Origin of the sequence: Mycobacterium ulcerans subsp. shinshuense (genome assembly GCF_002355775.1) — a bacterium.
Lineage (GTDB): Bacteria > Actinomycetota > Actinomycetes > Mycobacteriales > Mycobacteriaceae > Mycobacterium > Mycobacterium marinum.
The window spans coordinates 1,283,927-1,309,364 of sequence record NZ_AP017624.1 but is presented as its reverse complement, the minus strand read 5'-3'; the positions used below and the strand labels follow the sequence as shown (position 1 = coordinate 1,309,364).

The window sequence follows — 25,438 nt, the reverse complement described above, 5'->3', positions numbered from 1 at the left end:
CGGGCCCCTGAGCAGACAGGGAAAGTAGCCTCATGAGCGCCGAAAACACCAGCACTGACGCAGATCCGACCGCGCATTGGTCATTTGAAACCAAGCAGATCCACGCCGGCCAGCAGCCCGATTCCGCCACCAACGCGCGGGCGCTGCCGATCTACCAAACCACCTCGTACACCTTCGAAAACACGGCGCACGCTGCCGCTTTGTTCGGCCTGGAGGTTCCCGGCAACATCTACACGCGGCTGGGCAACCCCACTACCGATGTGGTCGAGCAGCGCATCGCCGCGCTCGAAGGTGGGGTCGCCGCGCTGTTCCTGTCCTCCGGTCAGGCCGCGGAAACCTTCGCCATCCTCAACCTGGCCGGCGCGGGCGATCACATCGTGTCCAGCCCCCGCCTCTACGGCGGCACCTACAACCTGTTCCATTACTCGCTAGCAAAGCTGGGGATCGAGGTCAGCTTCGTCGACGACCCCGACAACCTGGACTCGTGGCAGGCGGCGGTGCGGCCCAACACCAAGGCGTTTTTTGGTGAGACCATCTCCAACCCGCAGATCGACTTGCTCGACACCCCCGGGGTTGCTGAAGTCGCCCACCGCAACGGGATACCGCTGATCGTCGACAACACCATCGCCACGCCGTACCTGATTCGGCCGTTCACGCAGGGCGCCGACATCGTCGTGCACTCGGCCACCAAGTACCTGGGCGGGCACGGCGCCGCGATCGCGGGTGTGATCGTCGATGGCGGCACATTCGACTGGACGCAGGGCCGTTTTCCCGAATTCACCACACCGGACCCCAGCTACCACGGCGTGGTGTTTGCCGAGTTGGGCGCGCCGGCCTATGCCCTCAAGGCACGCGTCCAGCTGCTGCGCGACTTGGGGTCGGCGGCCTCGCCGTTCAACGCCTTCCTGGTGGCCCAGGGCCTGGAAACTCTGAGCCTGCGGATCGAACGGCACGTTTCCAACGCGCAGCGCGTCGCAGAGTTCCTGGCCGACCGCGAGGACGTCGTCACGGTCAACTACGCCGGACTACCCGGTTCGCCGTGGCATGAGCGGGCAAAGAAGCTGTCCCCCAAGGGAACCGGGGCGGTGCTGTCGTTCGAGTTGGCCGGCGGCGTCGAGGCCGGTAAAGCATTCGTGAATGCGCTCAAACTGCACAGCCACGTCGCCAACATCGGCGATGTGCGCTCGCTGGTGATCCATCCGGCATCGACCACCCACGCCCAGCTGAGCCCGGCCGAGCAGCTGTCCACCGGCGTCAGTCCGGGACTGGTGCGTTTAGCAGTGGGCATCGAGGGTATAGAAGACATCCTGGCCGACCTGGAGCTCGGGTTCGCCGCGGCACGCGAGTTAAGCGGCGATTCACAGGCAGTAGCAGCCATCTGAGGAGCACCGACGTGACGATCTCCGACGTGCCCACCCAAACACTGCCCGCCGAAGGCGAAGTGCGCCTGGTCGATATCGGGTCACTGCGCCTGGAAAGCGGTGCGGTCATCGACAACGTCTGCATCGCGTTGCAGCGCTGGGGCGAGTTGTCCCCCACCCGCGACAACGTGGTGATGGTGTTGCACGCGCTCACCGGTGATTCGCACGTCACCGGCCCCGCCGGCCCCGGGCATTCCACCCCGGGCTGGTGGGACGGGATGGTCGGCCCGGGCGCGCCGATCGACACCAACCGTTGGTGCGCGGTAGCCACCAACGTGCTGGGTGGTTGCCGCGGCTCCACCGGCCCCAGCTCACTTGCCCGGGACGGAAAACCCTGGGGCTCGAGATTTCCCTTGATCTCGGTGCGCGACCAGGTGGAAGCCGACATGGCCGCCCTGGCGGCGCTGGGCATCACCCAGGTTGCCGCCGTGGTCGGCGGATCCATGGGCGGCGCCCGCGCGCTGGAGTGGATTGTCGGCCATCCCGATCGGGTGCGCTCGGCGCTGCTGCTGGCGGTGGGTGCGCGCGCCACCGCTGACCAGATCGGCACTCAGACAACGCAAATCGCAGCCATCAAGGCTGACCCGAATTGGCGAAACGGCGACTATCACGAGACCGGCTGCAAGCCCGAAGCCGGGCTGAAGGTCGCCCGCCGTTTCGCACACCTGACCTACCGCGGCGAGATCGAACTCGACAGCCGGTTCGCCAACGACGGTCAGGGCGGCGAGGATCCCGCGGACGGCGGGCGCTACGCGATCCAGAGCTACCTGGAACATCAGGGCGACAAGCTGCTGGCCCGCTTCGATGCCGGTAGTTATGTGATCCTGACCGAGGCTCTCAACAGACACGATGTCGGCCGCGGCAGGGACGGGATACACGCTGCGCTGCGGGGGTGCCCGGTCCCGGTGGTCGTCGGTGGCATCACCTCCGATCGCCTCTACCCACTGCGGTTGCAGCAGGAGCTGGCCGATCTGTTGCCCGGATGCGCCGGGCTGGAGGTCGTCGATTCCATCCGTGGCCACGACGGGTTTCTGATGGAGTCCGAGGCCGTCGGTGAATTGATCCACAAGACACTGCGATTGGCCGAAGACCGAAGCTCGCGTCCATGGTGAGCGGGTCCGCCCAGGACCCATCGCTGTCGTTCGGTTCGGCGGCGGCCGCATACGAGCGGGGCCGCCCGTCTTATCCACCCGAAGCGATCGACTGGCTGCTGCCGGCAGGGGCGCGCGACGTTCTCGATCTTGGTGCGGGGACCGGCAAGTTGACGACCCGCCTGGTCGAACGCGGACTCGATGTGGTCGCCGTAGACCCCATTCCCGAGATGCTCGAGGTGCTGCGCGCGTCGCTGCCGAGAACGCTGGCGCTGCTGGGTACCGCCGAAGAGATACCGTTGGAAGACAACAGCGTTGATGCCGTTCTGGTCGCCCAGGCCTGGCATTGGGTGGATCCGGCGCGGGCGATCCCCGAGGTGGCCCGGGTGCTGCGGCCCGGCGGCCGGCTGGGACTGGTGTGGAACACCCGCGACGAGCGGCTCGGCTGGGTACGCGAGTTGGGCCGGATCATCGGGCGCGACAGCGACCCGGTGCGCGACAAAGTCACGCTGCCCGAACCGTTCACGGGTGTGGCGCGCCATCACGTGGAGTGGACCAATTACCTGACCCCGCAAGCGTTGATCGACTTGGTCGCATCGCGCAGCTACTGCATCACCTCACCGGCCGAGGTCCGCACCAAGACCCTCGATCAGGTGCGTGAGCTGTTGGCCACGCATCCGGCGCTGGCCAACTCGGCCGGTCTGGCATTGCCGTACGTCACGGTGTGCGTGAGCGCGACCCTGGCCGCCTAGCCAGGCAGCACCGACACGAAGATCCCGGCCGCCTCCTCCGGCCGGCCTCGCGACCAGCATGGGACTTTCGGCCCTCGTCAGGCAGCTGGTCTGCGCGATGAACTTGATCGCAGTGCTCGACAAACCCGAGGAGGCAGCCATGTCGCTCGCAGCCCCTACCGGATACCGCACGATCGCGGTTGGGATCGCAACCGGGGCGCTGGGCGCCGCGATGCTGCTGGGCAGCGCGGCGATCGCCGTCGCCGATCCCCCACCCAACTGCACGACCGCCGACCTGGCCGGCATTTCCGCCGGCGTTGCCGCCGCGACCTCGACCTATCTGTTCACCCATCCCGATGTCAACGAATTCTTCACCGGGCTCAGGGGGCAGGAACGCGATGCAATGCGTGAGAACGTGCAGAATTACCTCAATGCCAACCCGGACGTGAAAGCCGACCTGGACGGCATCCGTCAGCCCGTGGTCGACTTCAAGGACCGGTGCCAGTAAGCCGAGTCGCCCGTCGTCGCGAGCCGGCACCCCAGCCCGGCCCCGTCGGAAGGAAACCGCCATGCAACTCAGGCGTATCTATCTCTGCACCATCCTCGCGGCTGCCGCCGCTGGTGTGGCGGCGACCCTGGCCGCCTTTCCCGCCAGCTCACCGCACATCCAACCGAGCTCGGCCCCGATCCATGACCTGCCCCTCGATGACCTCGGCATCCCGGGCGTGTCGGTGGACATCGACGCCAAGGTGCCAAACCTCAACTCGGTCGAACAAGTCGTGCCCAACGTCAGCGTGCCGAACATCAACCTGCCCAACGTCAAGGTGAACCCGGGGCATGTCGGTCTGCCGGGGCGTGGGCGCTAGCGTCAGCGGAGTTCCCAAGCCGCGCAATGGCCCCGCCCGCTAACAGTCGATCTCCGCATTCAGACCGAATTCGGCGAAGGTACGTGAAACGACCTCGCGCAGCTCATCTTTGGTGTTGGAATGACCGACAAGATACGCAGAGATTCCGATCCACATCTTGCCGCGGCCCCGCCCCGAAGCCAGCAGCATTCGTCCACCGGTGCCCTCGAGCACGCTTTTGGCGATATCGGGCTCGACCAGTCTGATGTAGGCGAAGTCGGCATCGGTGCCGTCGGGCCGGTTGGCGGCCGGAGGCACGTCACCGACATTGGAGCAAGTGACGGGGAGAGTGGGGCCACCCGCTGCCATCCCAACCAGCCTCCTGGCCACCCACCTCGGGGTTATCGCCGCCAGTGGCAGCGGCGCCAAGAACTCGTTGTCGAGATCCTCCATCCCTTCCAGGATTGCCCGGGTGATCTTGGCGTGCATCTCCCTGAGGTCTGTCGCCGCGTGTGCCGGGTCGACCGCGACGTCAACGGCCGTCAGTGCGTTGCCACGGGTGTCGTCTTGGGTGCGAAGCGACACCACAATGCGCAGGGTGACCGTTCCGTCGCCCTGAACCCGCCCAACCCTCGCCGCCAGTCTGCAGGCAACCCCTCCCACAAGCGAGTTACTCTTCGCACCAAGCCTTTTGGCGCACGCATCCCAGTCCGCCAGGTCGATGTAGGCGGTCACGGCAGGCACCTCGACGGAATGGTCGCCACCGGCCATCCGCGGCGGCGGCGGGGCCGCTTTGATCGAGGATTGCAGTTCCTGGCGATCGCGGCGAAGCCGACGAACCACACCGCCGAACGCGTGCGCGATCTTGGGCAGCTCATTGACGGTTTGCCGGAGATCCTCGCGCAGCGCCCGCCGGAGGATGCGCGACCCCGCAGCCGGATAACCCAGATCCTGGGTCCTCCCCTCGGCCGCATTGACCACCGCCTGGCCGAAAGCGATCGCGTCGGCGATCGTGTGCGAAGCCACCAGGCTCACCGCGGTGCCGCCGTCATCGAGTCCAACGACGCCAAGATGCCAGCCCGGCCCCCACTCCGGATCGATGGGCAGGCGCGCCCGCTCATCGGCCCATGCGCCCACGTCTGCGCGCCGTCGTGGCGTTGTGGCGAAGTCGATCTTCTGCGACACCGGAGCCGAGACCCAGCGATCACGCGCGAACGGCAACGGAGACCGCTCGATCCGGCGTCCCAACAACCCGCATCCGAGATTGCGGTGGAAACGCCGCAACCCCTCTACATCGACGGCCCGGTCGTAGATCCAAATCATCTGGATCAGCGAGCCGTAGCCCGCCCGCAGCCCGAGGAATGCCGCTTGATCCAGGTAGGCGAGCCTATCGTCGGCCGGCTCGGCGGCACGCTTGCCGACCTGAGCCGCCGCGGCCGCGGGCACCGCGGCGACGCTGAGCAGGTCGGCCAGGTGGACGGCAACGCTGGCGGGGCTGGGGTGGTCGAAGATGAGAGTGGCCGGCAGGTCCACTCCGGATTGGGCCAACAGGGCTCCGCGCAGTTCCAGCGCGCTGAGCGAGTCGATACCGAGGTCTTTGAACGGCTGGTCCGGATCCATGGCGGCCGGGTCCGGGTGTGCCAGCACCGCCGCGGTGGCGGTGAGGACCAGTTTGGTCAGCATGGCGTGTTGTTGCTCGGGGGTCAGTCCCACCAGCCGGGCGCCGAGCGCGCGTGAGTCGGCCACGGCGGCTTGGGGCCGGGTGCTGATCAGCGCCGAGAAGATCGGGGGCAGGCTGCTCTCGCGGGCCAGGGCCGCCAGCGCTCGGGTGCTCAGCGGGGCCGGGATCAGATTGGGGTGCTGCACGCCAAGGGCAGCGTCGAAGAGAGCCAGACCCGCGCTGGTGGTGATCGGGACCATGCCGCTGCGGGTCAGGCGGGCTTGATCGCGGGCATCGAGGTGGCCGGTCATCCCCGAGGAGGGCTGCCAATACCCCCAGGCCAGACTGGTGGCTCCTGGCCCGCGCTCGCGGGCCAGGGCGTCCAGGACGGCGTTGGCCGCGACGTAGTTGGCCTGTCCCGGGGCCCCCAGGACCCCGGCGGCAGAGGAGAACAACACGAACGCGGCCAGCTCGGTGTTGGCGGTTAACTGGTGTAGGCGCCAGGCGCTATCGGCTTTGGCGGCCAGCACGGTGTCGAGCTGCTGTGCGGTGAGTTGGCTCGTCACCGCGTCGTCGAGCACTCCGGCAGCATGGATGACCGCGGTCAGCGGGTGCTCGGTGGGAATCGAGTCGATCAGGGCCGCCAACTGGGCGGGGTCGGCACAGTCGCAGGCGCTGATGGTGACCTGGGCACCCAACCCATTCAGGCGCTCCGCAAGCTCGGCCGCCCCGACGCCGCTGGGGCCGCGTCGGGACGTCAACAGCAGCCGGCGCACACCGTAGTGAGTGAGCAGGTGTTCGGCGAACAGGCCGCCGAGCATGCCGGTGCCCCCGGTGATCAACACGGTGCCCGCCGGGTCGAGTGCCGCAGGGGCGATGAGCACGATTTTCCCGGTAGGCCGGGCCTCGCTGATATCCCGAAACGCTTGGCGAGCGCGCAGCAGCCCGTAGGCCGTCACGGGCGGGGGCTCGATGACCGCGGCATTGATCAGCTCGCTCACCGCGGCCCAGGTGCGTTGCAGCCGTTCGGGCGTGGCCGTGCTGATGTCGTAGACGACGTATCTCAGGCCGGGATGGGTTTGTGCGACGTCGGTGGCTTCCCGGATGTCGCGTCTGGCGATCTCGACAAAGCACCCGGGCGCGGCCAGTAGCCGCAGCGACGCATCGACAAGATCGCCGCGCAGATCGTTCAAGACCACGTCCATCCCGCGCCCGCCGGTGGCCGCGGCCAAGGTGTCGCCGAAGTCCCGGGCGCGGGAGGAAGCGATGTGATCCTCGGGAATGCCCAACCCGCGCAGGATGTGCTGCTCGGCGGGATCGGCGGTCGCGAACACCTCGGCACCCAGGTGCTGCGCAATGCGGATCGCGGCCCGGCCAACCGCACCGGCGCCGGAGTGGATGAGCACCCGCTGTCCGGCGCGGAGCGCCGCGATATCGATCAGAGCGCTGTATGCGGTCACAAACGCGACCGGGACCGAGGCCGCTTGGGGGCAGGACCAGCCCGGCGGGATCGCCACCACAGCGCGGTGATCGGTGGCCGCGGTGGGGGCGAATGCGTTATTGGGGAAGATCCCCATCACCGCATCCCCCGGCGCGAAGTCGTCGACATCGCCGGCGGTGTCGATGACGATCCCGGTGGCTTCCACCCCAAGCCCTTGGTGGTCTTGTTGGCCCTCACCACCAGCGTCGCGGTGGCTGGTCGCGGCTGACGCGACCGCCACATCATCGGAGTTCAAGCCCGCAGCGCGGATCTGCACTCGGATCTCGCTGGGCCCCAGTTCTGCTGGTGCGGGGGTGGGGGCCAGGGTCAGGTCGGCCAAATCCCCGCTACCGCTGGTGATTAGCCGCCAGTGCGGGGTGGGGGGGGTGGGGTCAACGCCCGGGCCGGGGCCAGCCGGGGCATGTGAGCGACACCGGCGCGCAGGGCCAGCTGGGGTTCACCGCCCGTACCCGTGCAGCTGCCCAGCAGTTGTAGCAGCGTGTCGGTACTGCTGGCGGCGTGGTCGGTGTCGACCAACCGGATCCGGCCCGGGTGCTCGCTTTGGGCGCTGTGCAGCAGCGCCCACACCGCTGCCTGAGCCGGATTCGGCGCCCGCTCATAGGCGTTGATCGCCACCGCGCGACAGGTCAGAACCACCAGCACCGTCTCGGCCGTGTCGGGGCGGGCCAACCAGGCCGCAACCGCGGCCAACGCGTGTCGGGTCAGCGAATGCATGCTCGACACGACGGCATCGTCATCGCCGCGAAGATCCGGCGGGGACAAGGACCAAATCACCACCGGGGGACATGGCCGCACAGCATCCAAATCGGGGCTCCTGACGCCGTTGCGCAGACCAGCCGAGACGGCATCGGGATCTTCGGCAACCACCACCCACGCCGGCGGCTCGGCCACGGCGGCGGCACCGGGCGCGCCGGCCGAGGACAGCGGTGGCCAGGCCAGCTCCCACAAGCCCCGCCCGGATGACGTCGCCGTCGTGGGTGGGGTGAGAGTCGCCAGGTCGGGTAGGGCCCGCACAACAACCGTGTCGATGCTGATCACCGGCGCGCCGGCGGGATCGCTGGCGTACAGGGTGAAGGTGTCGGCACTGCTGCGGGTCAGCCACACCTGCAGCCGGGTGGCCGCGGTCGCATGCAGGGTGACCCCGCTCAAGACGAACGGAAGCCGGACCGCCGCCGATTCCGAGTCCGCCCCGGCGCCCAGGGCGGCGGCCATCGGATGCAGCGCGGCGTCCAGCAGAGCCGGGTGGATTCCGTAGCCGGTGATGTCGGTTCCGGCGGGCAGGGCCACCTCGGCGTAGATGTGGTCGGGGTCTGCCGGCTCGTGGCCGATCCCGAGCACCGAGCAGAACGGAGGGCCATAGTGCAGACCGCGGTCGGCCAGCCGCTGGTAGAAGTCCGCGACATCGAATTCCGTCACCGGCAAGGCCGCCATGGGAGGTTGGCCGGCAGCGGCTGGTCCGGCGGCCAGGATTACGCTGGCATGTAACACCCACCCCGTCTCGCCGCGGTGGCCGGTACCGGTGCGGGCATGGACGTTGAACACGCGCCGTGCACCCCCATCGGCGCCGGCCACGCCGATCTGGATATCGGTCGGCGTGTCTTCGGCAAGCACCAGGGGGGCGTGCAACACCAGTTCGGCAACGGCCGGGCACCCCACGTAATCCCCGACCGCCAACGCCATGTCGACGAAGGCGGTGCCCGGCAGCACCACCACATCGCCCACCCGGTGAGCGCCAAGCCAGCCCTGCACACCAAGAGCCAACCGGCCAGTGGCGATCACCTCGTCTCGGTCCGCCAACGCGGTGATCGCCCCCAACAATGGATGCCCGACGCGATCCAGACCAAGACCAGCCGCGTCATTGCCCGGTCCCGTTGTGAGCCAATACCGATGGTGCTGGAACGGATACGTCGGCAGCGGCACCGGGCGGGCGTGCGGATACACCACCGGCCAGGCCGGGCTACGACCATGAACCTGCAACCGCGCCAGCGTCGTAGTCAGGGCGTCCAGGTCGGGTCGCTCGCGATGCAGGGTCAGAATCACCACCGAGCCGGGGCGTCGCCCGTTGCTGGCGGCCAAGGTGTCGGTGATGGCCGGGGCCAGCACCGGGTGCGGGGATATTTCCACAAACACCTGCTCGGCAGCGGCCAGCAGAACTTTGATGCTGTCGTAGAAGCGGACCGGTTGTCGCAGGTTGGCGTACCAGTAGTCGGCGGTCATCGTGGTGGTGTCCAACGGCTGGTCCGACGTGACGCCATGCACGGTGGAATACAAGGCAATCCGTCCCGGCGCCGGGGTCAACCCGGCCAACTCGCCGAGTAGGCGCTCGCGCGCAGGCTCGACCTGTCCGCAGTGTGAGGCGTAATCGACGGTGATGGAACGGATCTGGATGCCATCGACCTCACCGGCGGCGACGAACGCCTCAATCGCGGGGGGATCACCGCTGATGATGGTGTGGGTGGGGCCGTTGACCGCAGCGACCGTCAGCGCGTCACCGTAAGGCCGCAGCCGCGCCGCCACTTCGTCAGCGCCGAGCAACACCGACGCCATCCCCCCGGTCCCGGACAGATCCGCGAGGGCGGCACTGCGCAGTGCCACGATATTGGCGGCCTGCTCGAGGGTGAACACCCCGGCGACATAGGCCGCGGCAATCTCGCCCTGGGAATGTCCGATCACCGCGTCCGGTTCGATCCCGTAGCTGATCAGGGTGCGGGCCAAAGACACCATGACCGCGAACAACACCGGTTGGACCACATCGACCCGCTCCAGCGCCATGGCGCTGGGCTCACCGCGCACCACGGCACCTACCGACCAGCCTGTCCAGCCGAACAAAGCCTGATCACACTCGTCAAGCGCACGGGAGAACACCTGGTGACGGCGGTATAGCTCGGCGGCCATGCCCGGGTATTGGCCGCCCTGGCCGGGGAAGACGAATACGGTCTTTCCCGCCGATGTCGACCGTAGGTGGTGTTGGACGAGTTGAGGGTGCGGGTCGCCGGCGGCCAACGCCTGCAGTGCCGCCAACAGCTCAGCCCGGGGATCGGGGCTCGCGGCCGGCACCGTAACGACAGCCCGGTGCGGGTGGTGGGTGCGGGTGCAGCCCAGGCTGTAGCCCACGTCGGTGAGATCGAGGTCCCGATGGCGGAGCAGGTGTTGGTGCAGCCGTTCGGCCTGGGCAGCCAACCCTGCCGGGGTTCGCGCCGAAACGGGCCACATGGGCAGCCCGAGTTCGGCACCGTGCTGGGGCCGACCGGCCGGCTCAGGCGACCCGCTCGACGGGGTGGGGGCCTGTTGCAGGATCAGATGTGCGTTGGTGCCGCTGATTCCAAACGAGGACACCGCCGCGGTACGGGGATGATCGGTGACCGGCCAGGGCACCGGCTCGGTGAGGACGCGGACGGTGCCGGCCGACCAGTCGACGTGCGGGCTGGGGCGATCAACGTTGAGGGTCGGCGGCAGACTGTCGTGGTTGAGGGCCGCGATCATCTTGATCAGTCCGGCGACACCAGCTGCGGCTTGGGTGTGGCCGATGTTCGATTTAATCGACCCCAGCCACAGTGGATGGTCTGGGTGATGTGCAGCGCCGTAAGTGGCGATCAAGGCTCCGGCCTCGATCGGGTCGCCCAGCGTGGTGCCGGTGCCGTGGGCCTCCACGGCATCAACCTCATCGAGCCCGACACCCGCGTTGGCGACGGCCTGGGTGATGACCCGTTGTTGAGCGGGCCCGCTGGGGGCGGTCAAACCGTTTGAGGCGCCATCTTGGTTGATCGCCGATCCGGCGATGACCGCCAACACCGGGTGGCCGTTGCGATTTGCATCGCTGAGCCGTTCCAGCACCAGCACCGCGGCCCCTTCGCCCCAGCCGGTGCCATCGGCGGCGGCGGAAAACGCTTTGCAGCGCCCATCTGCGGCCAGCCCGCGCTGCCGGGCGAACTCGGTGAACACCGCCGGCGCGGTCATCACGGTGACGCCCCCGGCGAGGGCAAGAGTCGACTCTCCGGTGTGCAAGGACTGACACGCCAAATGCGCGGCCACCAGCGACGAAGAGCACGCCGTGTCGATGGTGATGGCGGGCCCCTGCAAACCCAGCGCATAGGCGACACGACCGGAAGCCACGCTGGTGGACAGACCGGTCAAGCCGTATCCCTCCGCGCCTTCGGACCCACCGCCGTATTGCTGTGACCACGCTCCGACGAACACCCCGGTCTTCGAGCGCAGCAACGCGGCCGGATCAATCTGGGCGGTTTCCAACGCTTCCCAACACACTTCCAGCAGCAACCGCTGCTGGGGATCCATGGTTTGGGCTTCCCGCGCCGAGATACCGAAGAATTCGGCGTCAAATCCGGCGACGTCGGCCACAAACGATCCAGCGCGGGCGTAGGTCTTGCCCACCACATCCGGATCGGGATCAAACAACTCCGCCAGGTTCCAGCCCCGGTCCGCCGGAAACTCCCCCACCGCCTCGGTGCCGCCGGCGACCAGATCCCATAGCGCCGCAGCCGAATCCACGCCGCCCGGGAACCGACACGCCATCCCCACCACGGCCACCGGCTCATCGGTGCTCACCCGAGGCTGCACCGGCGCGGCCACCGCAACCGATCCGCTCAACAGCTGGCCCAGGTGGGTGGCCAAGGCGACCGGCGTGGGGTAGTCGAAAGCCAAGGTTGGCGGCAATGTCAGCTCGGTGACCGTTTGCAGACGGTCAAGCAATTCGGTGGCTTTCACCGAATCGAATCCCAGGTCCTGGAACGCCCACTCGGGGTCGATGTCGTTGGGGCTGGGATAGTCCAAAACCGTCGCCGCCTGCGCGCACACCACCACCACCAGCAGGTCATGTTGCTGGTGGCGCAGCAGTCGCAGCCGTTGCACCAACCCTGAGTCGGCCCCGGCGTCCGCATCCGCAGCCGCGGCATCGGCCACCCGCGGCCCGGGTTCGCGGAGCTGCCCGTCCAAGCGGGTGAACTCGTCGTACAGATACCGCTGCAGGCACTCCCGTCGTCTGACCTTGCCGCTTGTGGTCAGGGGAATCGAACCGGGCGGCACCAGAACGAGATCCGCCACATTGAGACCGTGTGTCTTCGATATCGCGGCGATGACGTCACGGCGGACGACGCCCATTCGGTGCATCGTGGCCTCGTGCGACGTCTCCCGCGTCTTGAATTCGACAATGACAACCAGCTTCTCGACGCCGCCGTCATCGGGAACCGCTATCGCCACGCAGCGGCCCCGAGTGACCTCCTGGATCGTCGCCTCGATGTCGTCGGGTGAGTGGTTGCGCCCGTAGATGATCAGCAGATCCTTGATGCGGCCGATGATGAACAGCTCTCCTTCGGAGAAGACGCCCAAATCTCCGGTTCTCAGCCAAGGTCCCGGTGGTGTGCCCGGCGACGGGCCGACAAGCGTTGCGCCGAAGGTGCGTTCGGTCTCTTGGGGCCGGTGCCAGTAGCCGGCCGCGACGTTGTCGCCGTGCACCCAGATCTCGCCGACCACGCCGGCCGGACACTCGGTGGCGGTCTGCGGGTCGACGATGCGTACCGTCGGCGATTGCGCTGCGCCGTAACTGATCAGCGCCGTACCGGTCCCGGTTGTGCACCGCTTCGCGTGGCCGGCGGTCAGTTCGTCGGAGTCGAAGTAAACGGTCACCGGCGGTTGGCCCCATTCGCGGATTGCCACGAACACGGTGGCTTCCGCGAGCCCGTATGACGGCCGTAGTGCCCTGGGATGAAGGTGGAAGCGGGCGAACCGCTGCGCGAAGCGCGCCAGCGTCGCGGGTTGTACCCACTCGGCACCACTGAGAATGTTGCGCACGCCGCCGAGGTCAAGCCCGGCCAGGTCGTCGTCTGATGTCTTTCGTGCCGCCAATTCGAAAGCGATGTTCGGTGCTGCCGAAAACACCTGACAGTTGCTGGCCAGCAACTGCATCCACCGGGCCGGGCGCTGCAAGAACGATATCGGGCTGGTGAGCACGCTGTGGAATCCCTCCAGCAGCGGCATGATGATTCCGAACATCAAGCCCATGTCGTGAAAAAACGGCAGCCACGACACCACGGTCGTGTCGGGCGGGGCAGCGCGCCCGTGGTCGCCGAAATAGGCGGACATGCCCTGTTCGACATTGGCCAGAAGGTTTCTGTGCGAGACCACGACGCCCGCCGGCGTCCGGGTCGACCCGGAGGTGTACTGCAGATACGCAATGTCTGACCCGCTGTCGGACTCGGCGGCGGGTCCTTGCCCGGAGTCGGGGTCCAGCAGGTCAACCTCGATGACTGAGGGCGCGCGCTCCCCCGGCGTCAACGTGATGCACTCGGCGACGTCGCCGGCGATCGGGGACGTGGTGAGAATGGCCGAGGGCAACGCGTCGCGCAACACCGAACCAACGCGCTCGTCGCTGGCCCCGCCCAGCGGAGCCGAGAGCGGAACCGCGATCTGACCGGCCTGCAGTGCGCCGAGAAACGCAACGATGTAGTCAAGTCCCTGCGGCGCCAGCACCACGGCGCGGTCCCCGGTCGCCCCGCAGGCTTTGAGCTCCCGCGCGACGTTGCACGTCCGCCGATGCAGTTGTGGCCACGTCAGAGTTTCCGCAATCCCCGCCCAGTCCCGTTCGTAATCGATGAAGGTGAATGCGGTCTCGCTGGGCCGCAGACTGGCACGTTCCCGCAACACTGCGGAAATCGAGTGGTCGAGCACAGCTAAGACGTTAGGGGATGATCCGACGGGTGGATAGACCGTTCGGAGAACCAAATCGGCCCAGCGAAAGCCGCCCGCGCACCGGGCGTGGCGCGCACCGCAGGCCGGGCGTACGGCCACGACTGGCAAACCGCACCCAGCCAACCTCTACGGCTTCGCCGGTGAAACCCGTCCCCCCACCGGCGGCTACTGGGTCACCAACCCCGTCTGCTGCCCCCCGAGCGGCCCGATCCCGAGGGGGTAGCCGTCAGAAGTTGAGTCCGGAGTACATCAACCGGCTGGGGTCGTATCGCTGGCGGATTTGGGTCAACCGAGACAGATTCGACCCGAAGTATCGCGAGGGCGCGGTGTTGGCTTCCAGATAGTTGACGTAGCCGCCGACCGAGAACTGTTGCACCGCTTGGTGTGCGGAGTTGATCCATTTGGTGGCAGCGGCCGTTTGCCCACTGCTGGGCGTCTCGACATACCACTGCACGACCGCCGACTGACGCCGCCATGGGAAGGCGGTAGCGGTCGGTTCGATGTCACCCACCGCTCCGGTAAGCGTGTCGACCAGCGCCGACGCCCGCCCCGACGCCGGCGGCCATTTCCCCACCGCCGCGACAATTGCTTGTGCTGCAGCGGAATTCACGGTGCCGATGACATCGGATCCGGCCACGAAGCCACGCGGTGAACTCGCGGAGCTGCCGCCGGCCAGGTACTTCACCAATTCCATGTGGTTGAACGTCTTGGTCTCGATGCCGGTGGGCTGCGCACCGACAGCGGACTTGATCGCGTCGGCCACTCCCCGCCCCGCACCCGCCGGACATGTCGCCAGCACATGGCAATTGGCCTGTGCGGCACTTACCGACATGTCGACCAGGCCCCAGGTGTCGCGGTCGGCCGCTGCCAGCCAGGTCTGCCAGCCGGCCAGCACCTGCGCCGCCGACGAAGGAGTGAAGTCGACGCGCACCACATCGGAGTCGGCGACCGGGAACGTCTCGAACGTCATCGCCGTGGTAACCCCGAAGTTCCCTCCCCCACCACCGCGCAACGCCCAGAACAAATCGGGATGATCCTCCGCGGAGGCGGTCACCGTTTCTCCGCTGGGCAACACGACGGTAGCCGACCGCAGCGCATCGCAGGTAAGGCCGGCGTGGCGGGAGTCGGCGCCCATTCCGCCGCCGAGCGCCAAGCCGCCCACACCCACGGTCGGGCAGCTGCCGGTCGGAATTGCCCGGCCGGCGCCGGCCAGCACCTGGTGCACGTCGGTCAGACTCACCCCGGCGGGCACCGTGACGGTTCCGCTGCCGGCATCGAAATTCACTCCGCCCGGCAGCCCACGCAGGTCGATCACCATCGCACCGACGGCGGTCGACGCGCCAATGTAGGAGTGTCCGCCGCCGCGCGGGGCGATCTTGAGCTTGTTGGCGGCCGCGAACGCGACCGCCTTCTCCACGTCGGCCTGCGACGTGACTGTCACCACCGCCGCCGGGTTCGAGTTGTTGTAGAGCGAGTTGAAAACCTGCTTGCCGGAAGTAAATGAGGCGCCGTTGCTCGGCAGCAGCACCCGGCCCCCGATGGAGGACGCCAGAGCGCTCCAACCACTGACCGGTTCGGCCACAGCACGTGCGGATCCGAATAGGGCCGAACCCAACCCGGCCGCCGTCGCTGCGGCGGCGCCGCGAAGAAACGTCTGGCGAGAAATCATGGGCCGCATTGTTATACACCGCGCGGCCAACCGCACTGCCGCATCACGTGTTGCGTCACGCCGTGACGGGATCGTGTCGTTGCAACACCATCACCTACCGGAAGGCTGGGATACCGGCCGAGATCCAATACACATAGAGCGCAAACTTTTACGGCATCGTGTTCGAAATGTGACAACGAGCGAGCAAGGTTCCTGAGGTTGCTTGAGTGTGCCCGGATGGCCCTGGTGCGCTCCAAATCCGATGGGAGCAAGCATGAGGGCATGGCGCTACCAACCATTGACCGTTCGGCTGCTGGCGGGGGCCGCGGGCTTGCTGACCGCTTCTGCCGCGCTCGCGGCGCCGGCTGAGGCCGACTCCGTCGACGACGTGTTCATCAACGCGTTGAACGCGGCCGGGGTCAACTACGGCGACGCGGGAGGTGCGGAGGCATTGGGCCGAAGTGTGTGCCCGGTCCTGTCCGAGCCGGGTGGATCCTTCAATTCGGCGGCGTCGAAGGTCGTCGCCGGCGGTAGCGGCATGTCTCCGGAGATGGCGGCTACCTTCACCAGTATCGCGATTTCCATGTACTGCCCGTCGGTGATGGCCAATGTGACCAGCGGCAATCTCCCCCTGCAGGGCATTCCGGGGGTGCCGGCCATACCCAGCGTACCGGGCGTACCGGGGTTCTAGGGCTCAGCCGGTACCAAGCGGATCGATCGTGGACGCGATGTAGACCATCGCGGCGCCGACCGAGGTCATGGTGATGAAGTCGGTCGCTTTGCTGCGCACCGTCAGCAGGCCGGCCCGGTCGTCGAACAACACCAACCGCAGCGCGGCGGCCACACCCACACCGATTCCGATCAACAACGAACCTCGGCGCCAGAAGTTTGCCCCGGCCAGCGCGAACGCCACCGCGAAGATCAGCCCGACCAGCAGGATTGGCCATTGAGCGCGCAGCGCGCGCCCGGCGAAATCCCGCACGGTCATCGCTGTTCGGCCAGCTCTACGACGTTGGTCAACAGAAACGCCCGGGTCAACGGTCCGACGCCGCCGGGATTGGGCGAGACGTGGCCGGCGACCTCCCATACGTCGGGATGCACATCACCGGTCAGTTTGCCGTCGACTCGGCTCACGCCCACGTCGACGACCGCGGCACCGGGGCGCACCATGTCGGCGGTCAACATGTGGGGCACCCCGACCGCGGCGACGATGATGTCGGCCTGCCTGGTCAGTGTGGGCAAATCGCGGGTTCCGGTATGGCACAGGGTGACCGTGGCGTTCTCCGAGCGGCGGGTGAGCAGCAGCCCCAAGGGGCGCCCGACCGTCACGCCCCGGCCGATCACCACCACATGTGCCCCCGCAATCGGGACGTCGTAGCGGCGCAGCAGGTGCACGATGCCGCGCGGGGTGCAGGGCAGCGGGGCCGGTGTGTTGAGCACCAGCCGGCCCAGGTTAGTGGGGTGCAGGCCGTCCGCGTCCTTGCCCGGGTCGATGCGCTCCAGTGCGGCGTTCTCGTCCAGATGCTTCGGCAGCGGCAACTGCACGATGTAGCCCGTGCAGTCCGGGTTGGCGTTGAGTTCGTCGATCGTCTCGTTGAGCGTGGCGGTCGAGATGTCGGCCGGCAGGTCGCGGCGGATCGATGTGATGCCCACCTTGGCGCAGTCGGAGTGTTTGCCGCGCACATAGGCCTGTGACCCCGGGTCCTCACCGACCAAGATGGTGGCCAGCCCGGGTGTGCGGCCCGATGCGTTCAGTTCCGAGACCCGCTGTTTGAGATCGACGAAGATCTCGTCGCGGGTGGCCTTGCCATCCAGCGTTATTGCGCCCACGCCAGACAGTCTGGCATGAGCGCATCGGGGCCCGGTCAGGCTGACCCCGCGCCACCCGGCCGGCAAACCCGGGTGCGGCGCTTGCGATCGCCATTACGCTCGCCCTTATGTCCCCCACGCCGGACGTGCTCAGCCCCGCCCAGCTCGGCCCGCTGACGCTGCGCAATCGCGTCATCAAAGCGGCGACCTTCGAGGCCCGGACACCCAATGCGCTGGTGACCGACGATCTGATCGAATATCACCGCCAACCCGCCGCGGGCGGGATCGCCATGACCACCGCCGCCTATTGCGCGGTCTCCCCCGGCGGGCGCACCAGCGGGGAACAGATCTGGATGCGCCGGGAAGCGGTGCCGGGGCTGCGCCGACTCACCGAGGCGATCCACGCCGAGGGCGCGGCGGTGAGCGCCCAGATCGGGCACGCCGGCCCGGTGGCCGACGCCCGTTCCAACAAGGCGACCGCCCTGGCCCCGGTGCGATTCTTCAATCCGATCGCGATGCGGTTTGCCAAGAGGGCGACCCGCGATGACATCGACGACGTGCTGGCCGCGCACGCCAACGCCGCCCGGTTGGCGGTCGAGGCGGGTTTCGACGCCGTGGAAATCCATTTGGGCCATAACTACCTGGCCAGTTCCTTTCTTTCTCCGCTGATCAACCGACGCGCGGACGAGTTCGGTGGTTCGCTGGAGAACCGGGCCAAGGTCGCGCGTGGATTGGTGCGGGCCGTCCGCGGCGCCCTGGACAAGGACGGGATCAGCCATGTCGCGGTGACCGCCAAGCTCAACATGGCCGACGGGGTTCGCGGCGGCATCAGCACCGAGGAGTCGCTGAGAACCGCCAAATGGCTCGAAGAAGACGGTGGGCTGGACGCGATCGAGCTGACCGCGGGCAGTTCGCTGGTCAACCCCATGTACCTGTTCCGCGGCGATGCGCCGGTCAAGGAGTTCGCCGCCGCTTTCAAACCCCCGATGCGCTGGGGGGTGCGCATGATGGGCAAGAAGTTCCTGCGGGAGTACCCCTATCGGGACGCCTATCTGCTGCGGGATGCGCTGCTGTTTCGCTCTGAGTTGTCGATGCCGTTGATCTTGCTGGGCGGCATCACCAACCGCGAGACCATGGATCTGGCCATGGCGGAGGGATTCGAGTTCGTCGCGATGGCACGTGCCCTGCTGGCCGAGCCGGATCTGATCAACCGGATCGCCGCCGAAGGCAACCGGGTGCATTCGGCTTGCACGCACTACAACCAGTGCATGCCGACCATCTACAGCCGCACCCGCTGTGTGGTCACCGGGGCGCCGGACTGAGCCGATGACCCGATCCGTGTCGGGTGCCGGCAAGGAAATCGGTGCTGCTCGCCCTACCCGCCGATCAACAGCCCACCGGCACCGACAATGCCCGCATTCCCATCTTCCCCGGGGCTTCCCGGCGGATTGCCGGCACTGGCGCCGCCGGTGCCGCCGATGAGACTGCCCGGCATGGGTGTGCCACCGCCGCTGCCGAACAACAAGCCGCCCTGTCCACCGCTGCCCGTCGAGGGTTGCGGTGAGCAAAGCGGCCAGGCGCCGGAAGGCTCGGTCGGCCGGCGACAACCCGTATCAGGCCCATTGCGGCGCGGATGCTGGTGTTTCCGGTGAGCGCGGCGGAGCAGGGTAACAAGGGAGCTTGGCTAAAGTTGATGCGATGCCTCAGCCTGCGCCGCCGGCGCTGACCGTTCGCTGCGACGGATCAGAACGCACCTTCGCAGCGGGCCACGACGTGGTGGTCGGACGAGACCTGCGCGCCGATATGCGGATCACCCATCCGCTGATCTCGCGTGCTCATCTCCTCCTGCGTTTCGACCAGGGCCGATGGCTGGCGATCGACAACAATTCGTTGAACGTGACGTTCATCAACGGCCGTCGCGTACCCATGGTCGAGATCTATGATGGCCAGAGCCTGAACATCGGAAACCCCGACGGTCCGCTCCTGAGCTTCGAGGTGGGGCGGCACGTGGGGATGGCGGGACGCCCACCCCAAACCGATTCGATGCGGGTCACCCCTTCGATGGTCCGCCCCTCCGGTCAGCACCCCGTTGCGCTTGGGCCGACATCGACCGGAAGCCATACCAGCCACGAGGCGCCGCCGACCGCGCGGTTTCACCCCGGGGCTGCACCGCCCGGTCCGGCCAGAACGGGCCAGCCCATGTACCCGAGTAGCTCGACCCCGTGGCGCCCCACCGGGTATCCCGCCAGCCCGGCACCCCCACCACCGTCGAACTTCCCCCCGCCACCACCGCGTCCCGGACCGCAACCGCCGCAGCAGGCCACCAAGCCTCCCGAGGTGGCCAACCTCGCGACCAAGATGTTCCATGCGCTGCTACCCAGGTCCGGAGGCGCCGAGCGGCCGGCCGGCTCGGTCACCATTGGCCGGGCCACCGATAACGACATCGTCATCCCGGACGTTCTGGCGTCGCGACATCACGCATTCCTGACCCTGACACCGTTGGGCACCGAGATCCGTGACGCGCACAGCGTCAACGGCACCTTCGTCAACGGGGTCCGGGTGGGTTCGGCGGTCTTGAGCGACGGCGACGTCGTCACCATCGGCAACGTCGACCTGGTGTTCACCGGCGGCACCCTGATCCGCCGCACCGAGGCGGCCACCCGCAGCGGCGGCCTGGAGGTCAAATCGGTCTGTTTCACCGTCGACGGCGGAAAACAGCTGCTCGACCACATCTCGCTGACCGCGCGCCCCGGCACGCTGACCGCCATCATCGGTGGGTCCGGGGCCGGCAAGACCACACTGTCGCGGCTGATCGCCGGGTATACCAGTCCCAGCTCGGGCACGGTGACTTTCGAAGGCCACAACATCCATGCCGAATACGCGTCCATGCGCAGCCGGATCGGAATGGTTCCGCAAGACGATGTGGTGCATCGCCAGCTGACCGTCAGCCAGGCACTCGGCTACGCGGCCGAACTACGGCTTCCCCCCGACACCAGCAAAGAGGACCGCGCCCAGGTGGTCGCCCAGGTTCTCGAAGAGCTCGAACTGACCAAGCACGCCGAAACCCGCGTCGACAAACTCTCCGGCGGCCAGCGCAAGCGTGCGTCGGTGGCACTGGAACTGCTCACTGGACCGTCACTGCTGATTCTCGACGAGCCGACCACCGGCTTGGACCCCGCACTGGACCGGCAGGTGATGTTGATGCTGCGCCAGTTGGCCGATGCCGGTCGGGTGGTACTCATCGTGACGCACTCGGTTGCCTACCTCGACGTGTGCGACCAGCTTCTGCTGGTGGCACCGGGGGGCAAGACGGCCTTTCTGGGCCCGCCCAGCGAAATCAGCCAGGCCATGGGCACCGCCAACTGGGCCGACATCTTCACCAACGTGGGCGCCGACCCCGACGAAGCCAACCGCCGTTCCTGGAACAGAAGCAGGAGCAGCCGGCCTTTCCGTCCGAGGCCAGCCCGGCGGTCGACTTGGGCGAACCGGTGCACACCGACGTGCTGCACCAGTTCTCCACGGTGGCCCGTCGCCAGATTCGGCTGGTGATCTCCGACCGGGGTTACACGGTGTTCTTGGCGCTGTTGCCCTTCCTGATCGGCACACTGACCCTCACCGTGCGCGGCAAGACCGGGTACGGCATGTCGGACCCGATGGGCATCAATCCCGCCCAGCCCGACCAGATTCTGGTGATGCTCAATGTCGGCGCGGTGTTCATGGGTACCGCGCTGACCATCCGTGACCTCATCGGAGAGCGTCCCATCTTCCGACGAGAGCAGGCTGTCGGCTTGTCGACGGCGGCCTACATGGGCGCCAAGATCGTGGTCTTCTGCGCCTTTGCGGTCACTCAGGCGGCGATCGCCACCACGATTTCGGTGGTCGGCTGGGGCAAACCGCTGTCGGACGCGGTGCTGCTGGGTGATGTCAGATTCGAGCTGTTCGTCACCGTCGCCGCCACGTGCGTCGCTTCGGCGCTGCTCGGTATGGCCCTGTCGTCGCTGGCCCAGTCCCAGGACCAGATCATGCCGATGCTGGTGGTGTCGATCATGTCTCAGCTGGTGTTCTCCGGCGGCATGATCTGGGTGACCAACCGCTTCCTGCTCGACCAGTTGTCCTGGCTCACGCCCGCCCGGTGGGGTTTTGCGGCGTCGGCGTCGACGATCGAACCCACCGGCTGGTGCCGGGCCCGACCGACCCGAAGGACCAGCACTGGGACCACAAGGCCAGCGCATGGCTGTTCGACATGGCCATGCTCGCGGTGTTGTCGATCGCCTATACCGCCATCGTGTGGTGGAAGATTCGGCTCAAGCGGCGCTGACACCCGCACAACTAGGGTGAAGTGATGACGCGAGCTCAGCGGCCGGTGCTGACGGTCCGGTCGGGCCCGTCGCAGCGCAGCTTTGCCGCCGGCCCCGACGTGATCGTCGGAAGTGATCTGCACGCCGACCTGCGTGTCGCGCATCCGCTCATCGACCGCGCGCACCTGCTGCTGCGCTTCGAGCAGGGCAGCTGGGTCCCGATCGACAACAATTCGCAAAGCGGGATATATGTGGACGGACGTCGGGTCCCGCTGATCGACATCCGTGACGGGCTGGCCATGAACCTGGGCCGAGCCGACGGGCCGCGCATCACGTTCGAGGTGGGACATCACCAGGGGGTGATCGGGCTACTGCCGCCGCCGGAGACCATGCCTGCACTCGCCCCAGCCGACCGGCCGCCGTCGGGCGGCCCATCCCCCTCGGGGCCTGGGTACCGGCCGGGGCCGCCCAGCTATCCCAGCCGTCCCAGCTGGCCGTCCCCGCCGCCCGACCGTCCACCCGACCCGGTCGCCAGCGCCCAGCTCACCAGCGCCATACCGCTGCTCCCGCCGCCCGCCCGCCCAGGTGCGCACACCACCGCCTCGCACTACCCGGACCGAACGGTCGACGTCCTGGGCGCCGACTCGGGCCTTGCGCCCGCGCTTGCCGACACCATCTCGATCGGCCGCGCTGCCAGCAACGACATCGTCGTCTCCGACGTGCTGGCGTCGCGCCATCACGCGTTTTTGACACCGACCCGGATCGGCACCGAGATCCGCGACGCGCACAGCATCAACGGCACCTTCGTGAACGGAATCCGCGTCGGGTCAGCGATCCTCAGCGACGGCGACATCGTCACCATCGGCAACGTCGACCTCGCGTTCACCGGGGGCACCCTGGCGCGCCACACCCAGGTGGCCACCCGCGCCGGCGGACTCGAAGTCAACGCGGTCAACTTCAGCATCAACGGCAACGGGCTGCTCGAAAACATTTCGTTGACCGCCCGACCCGGTACCTTGACCGCCGTGATCGGCGGCTCCGGGGCCGGCAAGACCACCCTGTCGCGGCTCATCGCCGGCTACACCAGCCCCAGCTCTGGCACGGTCACCTTCGAGGGCCACAACATCCACGCCGACTACGCGTCCTTGCGCAGCCGGATCGGGATGGTCCCCCAGGACGACGTCGTGCACCGAAAGCTCACGGTCAACCAGGCCCTCGGTTATGCCGCCGAGCTTCGGTTGCCACCCGACACCAGCAAAGAGGACCGCGCCCAGGTCGTCGCCGGTGTGCTCGACGAATTGGAGCTCACCCAGCACGCCGACACCCGAGTCGACAAGCTGTCCGGCGGACAGCGCAAGCGCGCGTCGGTGGCACTCGAGCTGCTCACCGGACCATCGCTACTGATCCTTGACGAGCCGACCTCCGGCCTGGACCCGGCACTGGACCTGCAAGTCATGATGATGCTGCGGCAACTGGCCGACGCCGGGCGGGTGGTGCTGGTGGTCACGCACTCGCTGACCTATCTCGATATCTGCGATCAGGTGCTGCTGATGGCGCCCGGGGGCAAGACGGCGTTTCTCGGTCCGCCCGATCAGATCGGCCCAGCCATGGGCACCACCAACTGGGCCCACATCTTCGCCAAGGTGGGCGCCGATCCGGACGAGGCCAATCGCCGCTTCCTGGCCCAGCACCGCGCCGCAGCACCCGCGCAGCCGCAGACGCCCACCGACCTCGGTGCGCCCGCCCACACCAGCGTGCGGCGCCAGTTCTCCACCATCACCCGCCGACAGGTTCGGTTGGTGATCGCCGACCGCGCCTACTTCGCCTTCCTCGCTATCCTGCCGTTCATTCTGGGTGCGCTGTCGCTGACGGTTCCGGGTGACACCGGGTTCGGCATTGCCGACGCGACCAGTCAGACACCCGACGAAGCCGCCCAAATTCTGAATCTGCTCAGCATTGCCGCGGTCTTCATGGGTACCGCGCTGACCATCCGCGACCTGATCGGTGAACGCGCCATCTTCCGTCGCGAGCAGGCCGTGGGTTTGCCGACGTGGGCCTACCTCAGCGCCAAGGTGTCGGTGTTCTGTGCGTTTGCCGTCGCCCAGGCGGCGATCGCGACCGACATCGTGTTGCTGGGCAAGGGCGCGCCGACGCAACCGGCGGTACTGCTCGGCAATCCGAGTTTCGAGCTGTTCACCGCCGTCGCGGCGACCTGCATGGCATCAGCGATTCTCGGACTGCTGCTGTCCCCGATCGCGCGCTCGAACGAGCAGATCATGCCGCTGCTGGTGGTGTCGCTGATGCTCCAGTTGGTCCTCGCCGGCGGTGTCGTGCCGGTGACCGATCGGATCTTTCTTGACCAGCTGTCGTGGCTGACACCCGCCCGCTGGGGCTACGCCGCGTCGGCGGCCACGGTGAATCTGCGGGAACTGGTGCCCGGCTCGATGAGCCCCGAGGACAGCCACTGGACGCACTCGACGACGGCATGGCTGTTCGATATGGCGATGCTTGCCGCGTTGTCGGTGGTCTACTCGGCCGTGGTGTGGTGGCGCATCCGGCTCAAGCGGTGAGCAGCACAGTCGCCTAGTGCATCAGCCCATCCGATGCAGATCCTCATCGGCGCAACTGCTTGATGGCCAGATCCGCCGCCATCTTTCCGGACAGGCACGCCGCGCCGGCGTGTTCGCCGGCGGGACCGACTGAGGTACCGATGAAATAGGTGTCGCGCGCCGCGTCGTAGCTGGGTAGGCCGGCAAAGCCGGTGGGCGGGACAAAGGGGCTCGGCGCACTGTGCAGGCCGAGTCGGCTCGCGTACTCGACTGGGCTCAGGAACCGCTGATACATCAGCGCGTCCTTGAATCCGGGCAGATCTTTGTCGATCGTTGCCACGGCATGGGCGGACAAGTCCTGGCGTCGCCGCGCGGATGGATCACCCTCACCCCGTGGTAGTGAAATGAAGGCGTTGATCGTGTAGTGGTCGCGCGGTTGCGGCAGATCGGATCGAAAGATGTGAAAGCTTGGCCGCGAAATGGGTTGCCCGGCATCGAGTTTGCGGAGTTCTTCGCCGATGTCCTGCTGCAGCCAGGCGATGGTGTGATAACCCCGGGGATAGGTAAAGCCTTTGCGAACCGCAAAAAGCAGCACCGCGAACTCCATCCCGGCCTTGGTGGTTTTCGGGAACTCGCTCCAACGCCCGGCACTGGATAGGACGACTCGCGCAGGGACCAAGGCGTCCGAGGTATGAACGCGCTTTTCGGCCCCGACGCGCTCGACTTGCGTGCTGTGACAACCAAGCCACAGCTCGCCTCCGAGCGCCTCGAAGCGTTGGACCATGGCCGCGATCATCGCGGCCGGTCCGCCGACCGGGGTATAGCTCTTCTGGTAGCGGTAGCCGAGTTGTTTGGAGTAGGCCTGGCCCACCTGCTCGACCGTCAGGTCATCGGGGGAACGCAGCAGCGCATACGCGGGGATAGCAGCGGCCGCCATCAGAAGCCGTCTTGAACTGCGCCGTCGATCAGTTGGCCAAGCGTTTGGCCCGGGCCCTTGCGTACGGTTCGGAATGCCGAGAAAAGCGCGGGCAGGCGCCGGGCCACCGTTGCCAGGGTTGGCAGGGTTGGCGGCATTTCAATGCGGTGTTCGCCGAGATGGAATCGCGCCGCGGGCGTGCGGAACTCCGTGACGACGCCCAGCTCCTCGAGGTGGCGGACCAATCCTCCACCGAAGTCGTTGCAA

General features: G+C 67.4%; 15 protein-coding genes and 1 pseudogene. 9 read left to right on the top strand and 7 right to left on the bottom strand.

The window, feature by feature from the left end; all coding sequences use genetic code 11:
- Positions 1–32: 32 nt before the first annotated feature.
- The 5 genes from SHTP_RS06110 to SHTP_RS06090 all read left to right on the top strand — a co-directional run bounded on the left by SHTP_RS06110 (position 33) and on the right by SHTP_RS06090 (position 4,109).
- Positions 33–1,382, top strand: coding sequence for a bifunctional o-acetylhomoserine/o-acetylserine sulfhydrylase (locus SHTP_RS06110; RefSeq protein ID WP_096370069.1), 1,350 nt, complete (start codon positions 33–35; stop codon positions 1,380–1,382).
- 11 nt (positions 1,383–1,393) lie between these two features.
- On the top strand, positions 1,394–2,533 hold the full coding sequence (metX, locus tag SHTP_RS06105; protein WP_096370068.1) for a homoserine O-acetyltransferase MetX: 1,140 nt from the start codon (positions 1,394–1,396) through the stop codon (positions 2,531–2,533).
- Positions 2,527–3,264 carry a class I SAM-dependent methyltransferase gene (locus SHTP_RS06100; protein ID WP_011739589.1) on the top strand — a complete coding sequence of 246 codons (738 nt, stop codon included), beginning with the start codon at positions 2,527–2,529 and terminating at the stop codon, positions 3,262–3,264. The genes metX and SHTP_RS06100 overlap by 7 nt, the downstream gene beginning before the upstream one ends.
- 139 nt (positions 3,265–3,403) lie before the next feature.
- Positions 3,404–3,751, top strand: a complete 348-nt coding sequence (locus SHTP_RS06095) for a heme-binding protein (protein WP_015354773.1) — start codon at positions 3,404–3,406, stop codon at positions 3,749–3,751.
- Between the two features lie 61 nt (positions 3,752–3,812).
- Complete coding sequence (locus tag SHTP_RS06090) at positions 3,813–4,109, top strand: hypothetical protein (protein ID WP_011739587.1); 297 nt, start codon at positions 3,813–3,815, stop codon at positions 4,107–4,109.
- 39 nt (positions 4,110–4,148) lie between these two features.
- Here SHTP_RS06090 and SHTP_RS28595 read toward each other — a convergent pair whose 3' ends face one another.
- The 3 genes from SHTP_RS28595 to SHTP_RS06080 form a co-directional block, all read right to left on the bottom strand.
- Positions 4,149–7,568, bottom strand: coding sequence for a type I polyketide synthase (locus tag SHTP_RS28595; RefSeq protein WP_231991711.1), 3,420 nt, complete (start codon positions 7,566–7,568; stop codon positions 4,149–4,151).
- 20 nt (positions 7,569–7,588) lie between these two features.
- Positions 7,589–13,930, bottom strand: a complete 6,342-nt coding sequence (locus SHTP_RS28590) for a type I polyketide synthase (RefSeq protein WP_231991710.1) — start codon at positions 13,928–13,930, stop codon at positions 7,589–7,591.
- Positions 13,931–14,177: 247 nt separating this feature from the next.
- Complete coding sequence (locus tag SHTP_RS06080) at positions 14,178–15,629, bottom strand: FAD-dependent oxidoreductase (protein ID WP_096370067.1); 1,452 nt, start codon at positions 15,627–15,629, stop codon at positions 14,178–14,180.
- Positions 15,630–15,873: 244 nt separating this feature from the next.
- Between SHTP_RS06080 and SHTP_RS06075 the strand changes: the two genes are divergently transcribed.
- Positions 15,874–16,290 carry a DUF732 domain-containing protein gene (locus SHTP_RS06075; RefSeq protein WP_096370066.1) on the top strand — a complete coding sequence of 139 codons (417 nt, stop codon included), beginning with the start codon at positions 15,874–15,876 and terminating at the stop codon, positions 16,288–16,290.
- 3 nt (positions 16,291–16,293) lie between these two features.
- Here SHTP_RS06075 and SHTP_RS06070 read toward each other — a convergent pair whose 3' ends face one another.
- Together SHTP_RS06070 and SHTP_RS06065 are read right to left on the bottom strand one after the other, a co-directional pair.
- Positions 16,294–16,587, bottom strand: a complete 294-nt coding sequence (locus SHTP_RS06070) for a DUF3017 domain-containing protein (protein ID WP_096370065.1) — start codon at positions 16,585–16,587, stop codon at positions 16,294–16,296.
- A complete protein-coding gene (locus SHTP_RS06065; RefSeq protein WP_012393057.1) occupies positions 16,584–17,429 on the bottom strand; it encodes a bifunctional methylenetetrahydrofolate dehydrogenase/methenyltetrahydrofolate cyclohydrolase in 846 nt (281 codons plus the stop codon). The genes SHTP_RS06070 and SHTP_RS06065 overlap by 4 nt, the downstream gene beginning before the upstream one ends.
- A 107-nt stretch (positions 17,430–17,536) precedes the next feature.
- On the opposite strand from SHTP_RS06065, the gene SHTP_RS06060 reads away from it, so the two are divergent.
- On the top strand, positions 17,537–18,730 hold the full coding sequence (locus SHTP_RS06060) for an NADH:flavin oxidoreductase (protein ID WP_096370064.1): 1,194 nt from the start codon (positions 17,537–17,539) through the stop codon (positions 18,728–18,730).
- A 53-nt stretch (positions 18,731–18,783) separates the two neighbouring features.
- On the opposite strand, the gene SHTP_RS28585 is transcribed toward SHTP_RS06060, so the two are convergent.
- Positions 18,784–18,930, bottom strand: coding sequence for a hypothetical protein (locus SHTP_RS28585; protein ID WP_193376256.1), 147 nt, complete (start codon positions 18,928–18,930; stop codon positions 18,784–18,786).
- Between the two features lie 176 nt (positions 18,931–19,106).
- Between SHTP_RS28585 and SHTP_RS06050 the strand changes: the two are divergent.
- Positions 19,107–21,726, top strand: a pseudogene (locus tag SHTP_RS06050) (ATP-binding cassette domain-containing protein).
- A 24-nt stretch (positions 21,727–21,750) separates the two neighbouring features.
- Positions 21,751–24,276, top strand: coding sequence for an ATP-binding cassette domain-containing protein (locus SHTP_RS06045; protein WP_096370063.1), 2,526 nt, complete (start codon positions 21,751–21,753; stop codon positions 24,274–24,276).
- A gap of 43 nt (positions 24,277–24,319) precedes the next feature.
- On the opposite strand, the gene SHTP_RS06040 is transcribed toward SHTP_RS06045, so the two are convergent.
- The gene (locus SHTP_RS06040; RefSeq protein WP_231991300.1) at positions 24,320–25,192 is read right to left on the bottom strand and encodes a phytoene desaturase family protein; all 873 of its coding nucleotides are present in this window, start codon (positions 25,190–25,192) and stop codon (positions 24,320–24,322) included.
- Positions 25,193–25,438 lie beyond the last annotated feature (246 nt).

Bases quoted from the DNA above. Each gene is read 5' to 3' on its own strand.
- SHTP_RS06110 (WP_096370069.1), top strand. From the start codon at position 33: ATGAGCGCCGAAAACACCAGCACTGACGCAGATCCGACCGCGCATTGG.
- SHTP_RS06100 (WP_011739589.1), top strand. From the start codon at position 2,527: ATGGTGAGCGGGTCCGCCCAGGACCCATCGCTGTCGTTCGGTTCGGCG.
- SHTP_RS06095 (WP_015354773.1), top strand. From the start codon at position 3,404: ATGTCGCTCGCAGCCCCTACCGGATACCGCACGATCGCGGTTGGGATC.
- SHTP_RS06090 (WP_011739587.1), top strand. From the start codon at position 3,813: ATGCAACTCAGGCGTATCTATCTCTGCACCATCCTCGCGGCTGCCGCC.
- SHTP_RS06080 (WP_096370067.1), bottom strand. From the start codon at position 15,629: ATGCGGCCCATGATTTCTCGCCAGACGTTTCTTCGCGGCGCCGCCGCA.
- SHTP_RS06075 (WP_096370066.1), top strand. From the start codon at position 15,874: ATGAGGGCATGGCGCTACCAACCATTGACCGTTCGGCTGCTGGCGGGG.
- SHTP_RS06070 (WP_096370065.1), bottom strand. From the start codon at position 16,587: ATGACCGTGCGGGATTTCGCCGGGCGCGCGCTGCGCGCTCAATGGCCA.
- SHTP_RS06060 (WP_096370064.1), top strand. From the start codon at position 17,537: ATGTCCCCCACGCCGGACGTGCTCAGCCCCGCCCAGCTCGGCCCGCTG.
- SHTP_RS06045 (WP_096370063.1), top strand. From the start codon at position 21,751: ATGACGCGAGCTCAGCGGCCGGTGCTGACGGTCCGGTCGGGCCCGTCG.
- SHTP_RS06040 (WP_231991300.1), bottom strand. From the start codon at position 25,192: ATGGCGGCCGCTGCTATCCCCGCGTATGCGCTGCTGCGTTCCCCCGAT.